Consider the following 12,420-nt stretch of genomic DNA (forward strand, 5'->3'; position numbering starts at 1 on the left):
TCGATGATGCAGATGTTCGGGGACCGGCTGGCGCAGCCGGTACGGGATGCGGTGACGCGCTGTCGGTCGCATCTCCTTGCCGCCTTGCTGTTCAGCGCGCTGGTCAACATCCTGTACCTCGCGCCGACGCTGTACATGATGCAGGTCTATGACCGGGTGGTGCCGACCGGGGGCGTCGTCACTCTGGTGATCCTGACGCTGGTGCTGGGGGCGGCGATCGCCACGATCGGGGTGCTGGAGGCCCTGCGGTCGCGGCTGATGGTCAAGGTGTCGCTGCGGCTCGACCAGCGCGTGTCGCGGGCGATCCTGGCGCGGCTGATCGAGCGCGGTCACACCCGGCAGCGGGACCCGACGACCGCACAGGCGATGCGCGAGTTCGACACGCTGCGGCAGGTGATCACCGCGCCGACGCTGGTCGGGATCTTCGATGCGCCCTGGACGCCGATCTATGTTCTGGCTGCGGTGCTGATCCATCCGCTGCTGGGGCTGTTCATCATCGCCGCAGGCGCGTGCCTCGCGGTGCTGACATGGATGTCCGAGCGGGGGACGCGCGGGCTGATGACCGTCGCGCACACCGCCAATGCCCGGTCGGCGATCGTCCAGGAGGATATCGCCCAGCAGGCCGAGCTCGTCCGCGCGCTGGGCATGGGCCGGGCGATGGTCGACCGGCAGATCGCCGAACGCAGCGACGGGCAGGCGGCGCTGGCCGCGGCGCAGATGGCGACCGCGCGCTATGCCGCGATCGCCAAGTTCATGCGGTTGTTCCTACAGTCGCTGGCGCTCGGGCTCGCCGCGATCCTCGCGGTCCAGCGGCAGATCTCGGTCGGATCGATCATCGCCGCCTCGGTGCTGCTCAGCCGTGCGCTCCAGCCGGTCGAGCTGCTGATCGGTGGCTGGTCGAACCTGCAGAGCGCGAACGAGGCGCTGAAATCGCTGAAGCAGCTGTTCGACACGGACGCGGCGGCGGCGCCCGCGACCGTCCTGCCGGCGCCGCTCGGCCGGATCACCGCGCGCAAGATCACCACGCGCAGCGCCGATGGCGCGGCGATGCTGCTGAAGGGCGTGAGCTTCGACCTGCAGGCGGGGCAGATGCTGGGCATCGTCGGGGCATCGGGGGCGGGCAAGACGACGCTGATCCGCATCCTCGCCGGGGGTATCGCGCCCGAATCCGGACAGGTGCTGCTCGATGGCGCGGATACAATCCTCTGGGATGCGCAGCGGCTAGCGCGGTACCGCGGCTATGTGCCGCAGGAACCCGGCTTTCTGACGGGCACGGTGGCGCAGAACATCGCCCGGTTCGCCGATCCGAACGCGGTGGACCCGGTCTCGTTCGACCGGCGGGTGATCGACGCGGCCAAGGTCGCGGGGTGCCACGCGCTGATCCTGTCGCTGCCCGGCGGCTATGACTGTCCGATCGGGCGCGGCGGCCTGGCGCTGTCGGCGGGCCAGCGGCAGCGGATCGCGCTGGCGCGGGCGATGTTCGACGATCCACCGATCCTTCTGCTCGACGAACCCAATGCCGCGCTGGACGCGGAGGGCGAGGCGGCGCTGATGCGCGCGCTGGAGACCAGTCGCCAGCGCGGCGCGACGATCGTGATCGCGGCGCACCGCACCAGCGTGCTGGCCGCCGCGGATCGGCTGCTCGTCCTCAACGCCGGATCGGTCGACTGCGAAGGTCCGGCCGAGGAGGTTCTGGCCGAGCTGGCGCGCCGCGCCGGCGGGAGCCGCGGCAATGTCGTCGGACTGAAGGGGGCTGTGTCATGAGCATGATCGACGATTCGGCGCGGGTGGAGATCCGGCGCGGCCTGCGCGTCGCGGCGCTGTTCTTCATCGGGCTGCTGGGGGGCGCGTCGATGATGCCGCTCGACGCCGGCGTCTATGCCCGCGGCGCGGTGATCGTGTCGGGCAAGCGGCAGGCGGTGCAGAATCGCGACGGGGGCATCGTCACGGCATTGCGCGCCGTCGAAGGCCAGAAGGTCGCGCGCGGGCAAGTGCTGCTCGAGATCGCGTCGGCGGATCTGCACGCGCTCGAACGCGGGATGACCGCCGAGCTGATGATGCTGTTCGCGCAGCGCGAACGCCTGCTCGCCGAACGCGACCGGCGCGCGGTGATGGCCGAGCCGGTCGAATTCCGCGCGCTGCCGGCGGCGGACCGGGTGCTGGCGGAGGATGCGCTGCGCGGGCAGCGGTTGCTGCTGGCGGCGCGCCTGCGGACCGCGCAGACCGAGAAGGCGGTGTGGATGCGGCGCGCCCACGCCAATGCCGAACAGATTGGCGGGTTCGGGGAGCAGATCACGGCGAACCGCCGGCAACGCGCGCTGCTCGACGACGAGCTGACGGGGATGCGGGTCATCGCCGCCAAGGGCTTTGCCTCGATCAACCGGATCCGCGCGCTCGAGCGCACCCAGGCCGCGCTCGACGGCGAGCATGGCGCGCTTGGTGCGCAGATCCTCCAGACGCGCGATGCGATCGGCGAAGCCGAACTGTCGGCCGCGGGCGTCGATCGTCGCCAGATCGAGGAGGTGGAGGGCAGCCTGCGCGATCTGCTGGTCCGGATGAACGAGCTGCAACCCAAGTTGCTCGCGGCGCGCGAACAGCTCGCCCGCTCGATGGTGCGCGCGCCGGTGGCCGGCACGATCGTCGGCCCGACGATCTACACCATCGGCGGGGTGGTCTCGCCGGGGCAGACGCTGATGGAAATCGTGCCCGATCGCAGGGCGCTGGTGATCGAGGTGCAGGTCTCGCCCGACGATGCCGACGACATGCGCCCCGGCCAGACGACGCAGGTCCGCTTCACCGGATTCCACGACCGCGCGATGCCCGCGCTCGACGCCCGGATCGACACGGTGTCGGCGGACAGCTTCACCGAGGAGCGGACCGGCAATCGCTTCTTCCGGGCGGAGGCGTCGTTGCTGCCGGAAAGCTATCGGACGCTCGTCGCGCTCAAGGGGCCCGGCGCACTGACGCCGGGCATGCCCGCTGAAATCCTCGTCCCCCTCCGGAAACGGTCCGCGCTCGACTACCTGATCGGCCCGTTGAAGGAGAGCCTGTGGCGCGGCGGTCGTGAAGCCTGAGTGAGTGCGGGGTCAGGCGGCCAGCCCGTTCGCCTCGACATGCGCCGCGATGTCGCCGGCGGTGGTCCACCAGATGCGCGGATCGTTCGCCGCGCGGAGTTCGGTCAGTACGCGGGCCAGTGCAGGGACGCGGTGTGCCTGTCCCATGATATAGGGATGGAGCGCGATGCCGAGGACGAGCGGACGCCGGTCGCATTCGGACAGCAGCTGTTCGACGCCGTCGCGGATCATGGCCGCGAACGTCACCGCCTCCTGCTTGCGCGCGATGATCGCGGGCAGGTCGTTGATTTCCTGCGAATAGGGGATGGAGAGCAGTCCGCCATGAGAGGTCGCGAGCCGGGTCGGCTGGTCGTCATGCGCCCAGTCGAGGACATAGCGATAGCCGTTTTCGGCGAGCAGGTCCGGCGTGGCGTCGCTCTCCGATATCCACGGTCCCAGCCAGCCGGTGGGACGTACGCCGAGTGTCGCCAGCCGCTCGGTCACGTCGGCGATCATCTGGTTCTCGCGCGGGTGCGCAAGGGATCCTTGCGCCGTTGCATTGGTGCCGCCATGCGCCGCGATCTCGTCGCCGCGGTCGCGGCACGCCTCGGCGAGCCCCGGGCAGCGATCAAGGACGTCGGCGTTGAGCAACGCGGTGGTGTGCAGGCCCAGCCGATCGAACAAGTCGAACAATCGCCACGCCCCGACCCGGTTGCCATAATCGCGCCAGGCATAGTTCATCACGTCCGGGTCGGTCTGCGCGGGGGCCAGTTCCGGACCCAGCCCGCCGCCGAAATCGAACACCTCGTAATTCACCCCGAAATAGATGGCGAGGCGGCGGCCGTCGGGCCAGTCATAGTCCGGGCGGTCGACGATCGGGCGATAGGCGTAGCGGCCATGTTGCGACGTGCTCATCACGCTGGAACGCGCGGGTCGCGGGATAGAAACGCCATGATGCAGATACTTATGGAATCCATGATCGCGGCCGGAGCGAGCGAGCCGTCGGGTCCGACCCGCTCAGCCGTCCACAGGGGCGAAACCCTCGATGGTGGCACGGTACAGATCGGCGCGCGCCTGGCTCAGGGCGGCGTCCTGGTCGTCGCCCTGGCCGACCACCAGTCCCGCGAGCGCGCGAACCGGGCCGATCCATGCGCCGCTGCCGCGCAGCCTGAGGCGGCGGGTTTCGAAGGCGGCGATGGCTTCGTCGGCGAGATCGCGGGCTGCCGTCAGGGCGACGTCGGTGACGACCACAACGAATTCATTGCCGGTCCAGCGGATGATCTCCTCGTCGGGAAATACCCGTCGCAGGTTCGCGACAAAGGCGCTCAGCACATTGTCGCCGACGGCGTGGCCAAAGCGTTCGTTGACCCCGGCGAGATCGGCGACGCTGAAGATCATGAGGACATAGCTTCGCGCCTGTTCGGCAAGCTGTGCGAAGATCGGCCGCGCGCCCTCGGACGTCAGCGCGCCGGTGGCTGCGTCGCGCATCGGATCCTGCCGCGCCGTACCGAGCGAACCGAGGTCGGACTGGAGCCGGGCGACGTCGCGGCGCAGCTCGGCCAGCTCGCGTTCGGCATCGGCCAGCCGGGTCACGAGCAGCGTCGCATCTGGCCAGTTCTCCGCCTCGCTCGCCATCGCGCTGACGTCGTGGCTGAGCGACCGCGTCAGCGTCTGCGCATCGGTGGTCAGCGCGCCCAGCTCGTTCGCGCGGGCTGTGACCGCGCTGTCGCGTTCGGCGGTCGTGTCGCGTTTGATCGCAAGATGGCGTTCGCTGAGCGTTTCGAGCGCGCGTGCGGTCAGCCTCAGGCCGCCATCCGTCTCGGCCGCCACGGCGCGCGCCAGGTCCGATCCGGGATCGGCGACCACGGCAAGCGCGAACGTATAATTTTCAGCAACCGGTGCGAGACGATGTGCCTCGAGAAAGGCGAGCGCGTCGCGCGCCGCACGAAAAGCCTCTGGCATGCTTGTCTCGAACCTTTTTATGTACTGGATTGTACAACGCGGGATCGCGCGCGTCCGTTTCATCCCGCCGCCCCCTAGCGCGAAAGAGCTTGCGATCAATCCTTGCGCGGCGATCGGTTCCGCGTTCGGGGGCGTGTCGCTGCGACGGGTGGCGGCTGATCGCGGGCGGCAGCGGCGCGGTTTTTCTTATGATGGGGGGCATGTTCCGGGATGGGACGGCCCGCCGGCGCCCGTTGTCCGCTATAGAGGGGTATGTTGCGCCAAGGGGGGAGTCCGGTCGTACCGGTTTCAGTCCATTGCCGGAATAGCTGCACCGGGCTGCTGGGCGGTGCTGCGCGCATGCTGGGGGCGCTGCGACGACGGCAAGGTGGTGGCGGTGGCATCGCGGCGGCGGGCCGCGTTGCGCAGGCGGCGCGGTGCGTGCCGACCGGGTGGCGCCCCGATGGGATGAGCCGCGCATCTCGGCTCTGGTTTCTTCAAACCGCCTATGGCAGAGCCTTGGCCCTGCTGAGCATAAGTCGAGATTGTGGCGGGCAGGGAGCTGGCACTGTGGAAAATACTAAAGTTACCGGCACGCGCGGTGCAGTGTTCGATCGTTTTGGCTCGACCTCGCATCGTCACCAACTGCGCATCGCTCTTTATATCCTGTTGGTGTTTGCTGATCTGCTCGCGGTGGTTGCTGCATTCGAGCTCGGTATATTTGCAAAATATGGCCGTTTTGCTGTTACGTCGCATATGAACGTCGTCATCGTCACGGCGCCGATATATGTGCTGACGGCGTTCAACAATGGCGCCTACTCGATCGACGTGCTGCGCAAGGCCCGGGCCGGCATCATGCGCTCGGCGACCGCGCTTTTACTAGCCTTTTCAAGCTTCTTGTTCATCTCCTACTATTTTCGGGCGGTGCAGGCGGAATCCCGGGGCGTCATCAGCATCGGAATGCTCGGCAGCTTCGTGCTTCTCGCAGTCTTTCGATTGGTCATCGATCGGTTTGTCCGCCTGACGATTGGCGGCAACGTGACCACCGATCTGGTGATCTTGGACGACGTCGAATTCGCCGTGCCTGCACATTGCAAAGTCGTTGAGACGCGGGCCGCGAACCTTCGCCCGAACATGCAGGATCCGATGATGCTCGATCGACTCGCGCGTCAATTGCGTGGTGTCGACCGCGTCGTGATCGCCTGTCGGCCCGACAAGGAGCGCGAATGGGCGATGCTCCTGAAGGGGGCGGGCATTCGCGGCGAGATTATTTCGAACGAAATCGACCAGGTCGGCGCGATCGGGCTCGACAATTTCGTCGGGCGGTCGACCCTGGTTGTCGCGGTCGGACCGCTGAGCACGCGCAACCGGATGATCAAGCGGACGTTCGATCTGGCCTTTGCGGTGCCCGCGCTGATCGTCGTGCTGCCGCTGCTGCTGATTACCGCCGCCGCGATCAAGATCGACAGCCGGGGACCGGTCTTCTTCCGGCAGGATCGCGTCGGCCGCGGCAACGCGCTGTTCAAGGTGTTCAAGTTCCGGTCGATGCGGGTCGACCAGTCCGACGCGAGCGGCAGCGTTTCGGCGTCGCGCACCGACGACCGGATCACGCGCGTCGGTCGCGTGATCCGCGCGACCAGCGTCGACGAGCTGCCCCAGCTGCTGAACGTGCTGCTCGGATCAATGAGCATCGTCGGGCCGCGACCGCATGCACTGGGGTCGCTGGCGGGGCAGCAGCTGTTCTGGGAAGTCGATGAACGCTATTGGCACCGTCACGCGCTCAAGCCGGGGATCACCGGTCTCGCGCAGGTGCGGGGTTTCCGGGGTGCGACGCATCGCCGCGACGATCTGACGCAACGCCTTCAGGCCGATCTGGAATATATCCTGGGCTGGTCCGTGTGGCGCGACTTTGGCATTCTCGTATCTACGGTACGGGTCGTTGTGCACCGCAACGCATTCTAGCGCACCGTAAAACACGTACAAAAAATGCCGCGACAGCAATTTAACATACGCTTTCTTAACCACCAGTATGGCATGGTGTCGTCATGCCCCTTCACGCACCTCTTGCTAACCTGGCTGACCCCGTATCGCCACATGCGGCGTTTCGTGGCGGCGATCCGCTTTCCGGCGCTACGACGGATTCGTTCGACGGGGCGCGATCCGTCGCAGACCCGCTCGGGGCCGAGCTTCAGGTCGTCGACCCGCGTGCCGCCAGCCCGTTGGCCGGCGACCGGATCGACTACGAGAACTGGCTCCTCCCGGTCGAGCCCGCCTCGCTGGGTGAACGCGCGATCCGGGCCGGTTCGACCATCGCCGGCGTGGCGGTCTTCGCCGCGGCGCTCGCTGGTGTCCTTGCCTGGATCATCTAGCGTGCGGGCGGAGATGACGGCGATCGAGCCGGTGGCCGAGCGCCGGCGAAAGCCGAGTCGTGCGGCAATAGCGCGCGCGAGCACGGTCCGTGCGGCCGATGCGCGGGCGATCGACGTCCGTGTCGAGGATCTGTCCGAAGGCGGTTTCCGATTCTCTAGCGCCAGCGTCCTGCCGGTCGGTGCCCATATCCGCGTCGGCCTGGCCGGTGCGGGGCAGGCGACGGCGCGGATCGCGTGGCGCGACGGCGAAGCGCATGGTTGCGCGTTCCAGCCCCTGCTGACGAACGACCAGATCCAGTCGGCCTTCACGCACACGATCTGCGAGTCTGCGGTCCTGTCGTTGATTCCCGAAAGCGCGGTGGTGCCCATGCCCGCCGCGGGTGCGGCGCTGGCGCCGCCGCAGCGCTTTGCAGCGCCGGTGCGGCTTATCCTGCTGGTCGTGGCGAGCTGCTCATGCTGGGCTCTCGCGACGCTGCTGCTGCGCGGACTTTCATCGTTCTGAACCGACGCTGACGCTGGTGTGGTGGTCTGCGCGTTGCAGCCCTGCCCCGGGGGCGTCTGCCGGCCTTGCCGACCCGCTGAACGCACAAGATTTTCAGGATCTTAGCTAATTTTGCGCTCGTCTAGATATTAGTATTGATTATTTATGACCCCTGTCCCATGTTGAGACAAGACGGTTGAAACGACCGCTGAGGAGAGTGTTCATGACTGCGCTTCCCGGCCCGGCTATCCAGGCCCCATCCTATCCCGAAATCCCCTCGGCCGTGCTCGGTCTTATCACTGGCCTCGCGGTCAGCGTTGCGCTCTGGGCACTGATCGTCCTGATGGCGTTTTTCCTGGCCTGATTTCGAGCACATGGGCGGTCGCTATCTCGCGTCCGCCTGTGTCTGACGATCCCGGTCGTCGGATTGCCAAAGTGCTTGGTTGCCCGGGGTACGACGGTTCGTTTTTGCCCTAAGGCCGCCGTGATCTTCAGGCTTGAGCGTTGGCCTGACCCGCTCGACGCAACAGGCCTTGTACGTTCGCGGTGACGTCGCCGTCGGCGGTATAGGCATCGTAATCGATGCCGAGCGACGATACGCTCCTCCTCGGCGAATCGCCCCGGAATATGCGGCCAAGTACCCCGACGTTGTCAGCCCTGCACGCCGCGCTTCCGCAGGACATCTTCATACACATCGGCGAACTGCCGCGCGACGCTACGCCAGTCATAGACCAGACTCGCGGCGATGTTGTTCGCGCGGTTCGACTCATAGGCGGCGCTCGCATCGCGGTGCGCGGCTTCGATCCGGGCCGCGCCCGCCTCGACATCGTCAATGTCGAACAGGATGCCGCTGCCGGACGAGCGGACCAGCCGGCGGAAGGGCGGGATGTCGCTGACGATCGGGGTTAGGCCAGCGGACAGGCCTTCGACCACGCTCAGCCCGAAGCCTTCATAGCGTGACGCCGAGCCGATATAGCTGGCCTCGCCGATCAACGCCTTGATGCCCTCATCGCTGGGCGAGGGCACAAGCGTGACCGCCCGTTCGGTACCGGTCCGGCGCATATGCTCCTCGATCTGTGCAGGCGTGACGTCGGCCGGGCCGCCCGCGATGATCAGCCGCCAGTCGCCGTGAAGCCGGCCGAGCGCGGCGACGAGGTCGATCAGGCCGGTGATGTTCTTGTTCGAGGAAAAGCGGCCGATATAGATCATCGTCCGCGTCGGCTGCGGCGACCCTGCGCCCTGCCATTTGCCGATGTTGACGCCATTCTCGATCGTCACCGTCTTGCTCGCGGCGATCTCGTTGAACCGGGCGGCGTCGCTTTCGCTCGAGGCGATGATCCGGTCATAGGCGAGCGACGACGCGCGCGTGACGCTCGCGAAATAGGCGAGCTTCAGCCGGCTGGCGAAATCCGTGTGGAAGAAACCGCCATGCGTCGAGGCGACCATCGGCCGGCGGTGGAGCGGGCGGGTGAGCGCCATGCCGTCGAAGAACGAATCGATCGCATGGACATGGACGATGTCCGCCTGGCCGAGATGCTGCAGTACGGTGGGTGCGAGCGGATAGCGCGTCGAGCCGCGGAACGGGATCCGCTGCACGGGCACGCCCTGATAGGTGTCGCGCGGCGGCAGCGTCGCGTCGAGACGCGAAAACTGCCGGTCGAGCGTGACCACCGACGTCGTGATTCCGCAGTCCCGCTTGAGCGCGACCGCGAGATTGCTGACGGCGTCTTCCAGCCCGCCAATGGCCGGATAAAATTGACGAACGACGTGAAGAACGTGCATCGGCTTCCCAACGTGATCCAGATTGCCAGCCCCTTTGTCTGATTACGGCCAACCGTCCAGCCCAAAGTCGATGGAGTGTCATGCATGTCCGATAAGCCAGCGCCGGCGCAGCCTAAGCGTTCCCGTGTCGTCATCCTGTCGGCATTTCAGGATTACCGGACGCCCAAGCGCGCCAGCATCCACCAGGTCGCGCATGCGCTGGCGCAGGATGGCTGCGACGTGTCGTTCATCTCGACCCGGTTCAGCCTGATCTCGAAGAAGAAGGGCGATTCGCGCCTGTTCCTGTGGGACCAGGCCAATGCCTGGCACAAGGTGGACGGCGTCAATTGCTATCTCTGGCGGACGCCGCTGCATCCCTTCGCGACCAACAACGCGGTCGCCGATGCGGTGATGGCGAAGCTGTTTCCGCTGTTCGCCAGGCTGCCCAATGCCGATATCGACGGCGCGTTCCAGGCGGCGGACTTTATCGTCATCGAATCGAGCGTCGCAGCGATCTTCATCGACCGGATCAAGCGGCTCAACCCGACCGCCAAGATCATCTATTACGCCACCGACCGGCTCGATACCGTCGGCGCGCATCCCTATGTCCGCCGCCATCTGGTGAAGAATGCGCGGCATATCGACCATGTCTGCCTGCGGTCGACCAAGATGGTGTCGGATTTCCTGTGGGCGAAGGATCGCCTGTACCGCGCCGAATTCGGGATCGATCCCGCCGACTTCGAGACCGTCGGGCCGTCGCCCTATACCGCGCAACGCAATGCCGTCGCGGTCGGGTCGATGCTGTTCGACGAAAGCTTCTTCCATGCGGTCGCGCCGCAGTTTCCCGATGTGCATTTCCACGTGATCGGATGCGGGAAGAGCTTCAAGGGGCCCGACAACGTGTTCGTCCACAAGGAAATGCCGTTCCGCGACACGCTGCCCTATATCAAGCATGCGAGCATCGGCATCGCACCCTACCGGCTGGCGCCGGGGGTCGAGTATCTTGCCGAGTCGAGTCTGAAATTGGGACAATATGAATATCTGCAGATCCCCGCGGTCTGCCCCGATTTCGCGGTCGGGACGAACCCGTTCCGCGCGGGCTATGTGTCGAACGATCCGGCGTCGATGATCGCGGCGACCGAAAAGGCGCTGGCGCTGGCGGGGCAGGTGCCCGCGCGGCATTTCTCGACCTGGACAGAGGTCGCCGACCGCGTGCTTCGTCCCGAAAACTACCCTGACGCCCGCATCGTCGCGGACTAAATGAGCGGGGCTGGCGCGTCGCCCGCGGGCGCGGGCCGGCCCGCCAACCCTCTCGGATATCGGCGTTTGATCGGTATCGGCACGGATCGCTGGAGCAGCGTACCGGCCCGCCGCATCAGGTGAACCACCTTATTGATGGCTGGCGGTTCATCTTCTAGGAGTTCCGCCGAATATCAATGTCCGTACGACGATCGTAGGGACCAACATCGTCTGAGGGATTATAATGCGCATAGCGATGGTGGGATCGGGTTACGTTGGTTTGGTGTCGGGCGCATGTTTCGCCGATTTCGGACATGACGTCATCTGCATCGACAAGGATGCCGGCAAGATCGCGGCGCTCGAAAACGGCATCATGCCGATCTACGAGCCGGGTCTGGATGCACTGGTGGCGCGCGGCGTCGAAGCCGGGCGGTTGCGCTTCGGTACCGATCTTGCCGCAAGCGTGAAGGGCGTCGACGCGGTCTTCATCGCCGTCGGTACGCCGTCGCGGCGCGGTGACGGTCATGCCGACCTGTCCTATGTCTATGCCGCCGCCGAGGAAATTGCCGGCGCGATCGACGGCTTCACCGCGATCGTCGACAAGTCCACGGTCCCGGTGGGCACTGGCGACGAGGTCGAGCGGATCATCCGCCGGGTCAATCCGAATGCCGACTTCGCAGTCGTGTCGAACCCCGAATTCCTGCGCGAAGGCGCCGCGATCGACGATTTCAAGCGTCCCGACCGCGTCGTGATCGGCAGCGACGATGAGAAGGGCCTCGCGGTCATGCGCGAGATCTATCGTCCGCTCGCCCTCGGTCGTTCGCCGCTCGTCGAGATGAGCCGGCGTGCTGCCGAGCTGACCAAATATGCCGGCAACGCGTTCCTCGCGACCAAGATCACCTTCATCAACGAGATCGCCGATCTGTGCGAGAAGGTCGGCGCGGACGTGCAGGACGTCGCGCGCGGCATCGGCCTCGACAACCGCATCGGCTCCAAGTTCTTGCATGCCGGCCCGGGCTATGGCGGCTCGTGCTTCCCGAAGGACACGCTCGCACTGCTCAAGACCGCGCAGGATCACGACGCGCCGCAGCGCATCGTCGAGGCGGTCGTCGCGGTGAACGACAATCGCAAGCGCGCAATGGGCCGCAAGGTCATCGCCGCCGTCGGTGGCGACGTTCGCGGCAAGACGATCGCGGTGCTTGGCCTGACCTTCAAGCCGAACACCGACGACATGCGCGACAGCCCGGCGATCGCGCTGATCCAGACGCTGCAGGATGCCGGCGCGACGATCAACGTCTATGATCCCGAGGGTCATGAGCAGGCGAAGGCGGTCATCAAGGATGTGACCTATTGCACCGGTCCCTATGAGACGATGGAGGGCGCCGAGGCGCTTGTCATCGTGACCGAATGGGACATCTTCCGCGCGCTCGACTTCAAGCGCGTCAAGTCGCTGCTGGCGTCGCCGGTGCTCGTCGACCTGCGCAACATCTATCCGCGCGACATGGTCGAGAAGGCCGGGCTGACCTATCACGCGGTCGGCCGCTGATCGACCGGGACGGGCGGCGCGCCGATCGGT

At 66.3% G+C, this 12,420-nt stretch carries 11 protein-coding genes; 8 read left to right on the top strand and 3 right to left on the bottom strand.

Features of this window, described 5'->3' with window-relative positions:
- Window positions 1-3: 3 nt before the first annotated feature.
- Together SOM18_RS14930 and SOM18_RS14935 are read left to right on the top strand one after the other, a co-directional pair.
- A complete protein-coding gene (locus SOM18_RS14930) occupies window positions 4-1,764 on the top strand; it encodes a type I secretion system permease/ATPase (RefSeq protein ID WP_052381002.1) in 1,761 nt (586 codons plus the stop codon).
- A complete protein-coding gene (locus SOM18_RS14935) occupies window positions 1,761-3,074 on the top strand; it encodes an HlyD family type I secretion periplasmic adaptor subunit (protein WP_252574620.1) in 1,314 nt (437 codons plus the stop codon). Before SOM18_RS14930 ends, SOM18_RS14935 begins: the two co-directional genes overlap by 4 nt.
- 12 nt (window positions 3,075-3,086) lie before the next feature.
- Here SOM18_RS14935 and SOM18_RS14940 read toward each other — a convergent pair whose 3' ends face one another.
- Together SOM18_RS14940 and SOM18_RS14945 are read right to left on the bottom strand one after the other, a co-directional pair.
- A complete protein-coding gene (locus tag SOM18_RS14940) occupies window positions 3,087-3,968 on the bottom strand; it encodes a polysaccharide deacetylase family protein (RefSeq protein ID WP_031441808.1) in 882 nt (293 codons plus the stop codon).
- A 102-nt stretch (window positions 3,969-4,070) separates the two neighbouring features.
- Window positions 4,071-5,015, bottom strand: coding sequence for a GGDEF domain-containing protein (locus SOM18_RS14945; RefSeq protein ID WP_031441807.1), 945 nt, complete (start codon window positions 5,013-5,015; stop codon window positions 4,071-4,073).
- A 549-nt stretch (window positions 5,016-5,564) separates the two neighbouring features.
- On the opposite strand from SOM18_RS14945, the gene SOM18_RS14950 reads away from it, so the two are divergent.
- From SOM18_RS14950 to SOM18_RS14965, 4 genes are all read left to right on the top strand, one after another.
- Entirely contained in the window at window positions 5,565-6,956 is a 1,392-nt protein-coding gene (locus tag SOM18_RS14950) for an exopolysaccharide biosynthesis polyprenyl glycosylphosphotransferase (protein WP_320481906.1), read from the top strand.
- Window positions 6,957-7,039: 83 nt separating this feature from the next.
- Complete coding sequence (locus SOM18_RS14955) at window positions 7,040-7,363, top strand: hypothetical protein (protein ID WP_031441805.1); 324 nt, start codon at window positions 7,040-7,042, stop codon at window positions 7,361-7,363.
- A gap of 1 nt (window position 7,364) precedes the next feature.
- Entirely contained in the window at window positions 7,365-7,865 is a 501-nt protein-coding gene (locus SOM18_RS14960) for a PilZ domain-containing protein (protein WP_031441804.1), read from the top strand.
- Between the two features lie 202 nt (window positions 7,866-8,067).
- Entirely contained in the window at window positions 8,068-8,208 is a 141-nt protein-coding gene (locus tag SOM18_RS14965; RefSeq protein WP_156360375.1) for a hypothetical protein, read from the top strand.
- Window positions 8,209-8,495: 287 nt separating this feature from the next.
- Here SOM18_RS14965 and SOM18_RS14970 read toward each other — a convergent pair whose 3' ends face one another.
- Window positions 8,496-9,626 (bottom strand): glycosyltransferase family 4 protein, encoded by a 1,131-nt coding sequence (locus tag SOM18_RS14970; RefSeq protein WP_031441803.1) that lies wholly within the window; start codon window positions 9,624-9,626, stop codon window positions 8,496-8,498.
- 84 nt (window positions 9,627-9,710) lie between these two features.
- Between SOM18_RS14970 and SOM18_RS14975 the strand changes: the two genes are divergently transcribed.
- Together SOM18_RS14975 and SOM18_RS14980 are read left to right on the top strand one after the other, a co-directional pair.
- Window positions 9,711-10,865, top strand: coding sequence for a hypothetical protein (locus SOM18_RS14975; RefSeq protein WP_031441802.1), 1,155 nt, complete (start codon window positions 9,711-9,713; stop codon window positions 10,863-10,865).
- 223 nt (window positions 10,866-11,088) lie between these two features.
- Window positions 11,089-12,390 carry a UDP-glucose dehydrogenase family protein gene (locus SOM18_RS14980; protein ID WP_031441801.1) on the top strand — a complete coding sequence of 434 codons (1,302 nt, stop codon included), beginning with the start codon at window positions 11,089-11,091 and terminating at the stop codon, window positions 12,388-12,390.
- Window positions 12,391-12,420: the final 30 nt, after the last annotated feature.

The organism is Sphingomonas sp. CFBP9019, assembly GCF_034045155.1.
In the GTDB taxonomy this organism is placed as follows: Bacteria; Pseudomonadota; Alphaproteobacteria; order Sphingomonadales; family Sphingomonadaceae; genus Sphingomonas; species Sphingomonas aerolata.

Coding starts and splice junctions, on each gene's coding strand:
- SOM18_RS14930 (WP_052381002.1), top strand. CDS start 4: ATGATGCAGATGTTCGGGGACCGGCTGGCGCAGCCGGTACGGGATGCG.
- SOM18_RS14935 (WP_252574620.1), top strand. CDS start 1,761: ATGAGCATGATCGACGATTCGGCGCGGGTGGAGATCCGGCGCGGCCTG.
- SOM18_RS14940 (WP_031441808.1), bottom strand. CDS start 3,968: ATGAGCACGTCGCAACATGGCCGCTACGCCTATCGCCCGATCGTCGAC.
- SOM18_RS14945 (WP_031441807.1), bottom strand. CDS start 5,015: ATGCCAGAGGCTTTTCGTGCGGCGCGCGACGCGCTCGCCTTTCTCGAG.
- SOM18_RS14955 (WP_031441805.1), top strand. CDS start 7,040: ATGCCCCTTCACGCACCTCTTGCTAACCTGGCTGACCCCGTATCGCCA.
- SOM18_RS14965 (WP_156360375.1), top strand. CDS start 8,068: ATGACTGCGCTTCCCGGCCCGGCTATCCAGGCCCCATCCTATCCCGAA.
- SOM18_RS14970 (WP_031441803.1), bottom strand. CDS start 9,626: ATGCACGTTCTTCACGTCGTTCGTCAATTTTATCCGGCCATTGGCGGG.
- SOM18_RS14975 (WP_031441802.1), top strand. CDS start 9,711: ATGTCCGATAAGCCAGCGCCGGCGCAGCCTAAGCGTTCCCGTGTCGTC.
- SOM18_RS14980 (WP_031441801.1), top strand. CDS start 11,089: ATGCGCATAGCGATGGTGGGATCGGGTTACGTTGGTTTGGTGTCGGGC.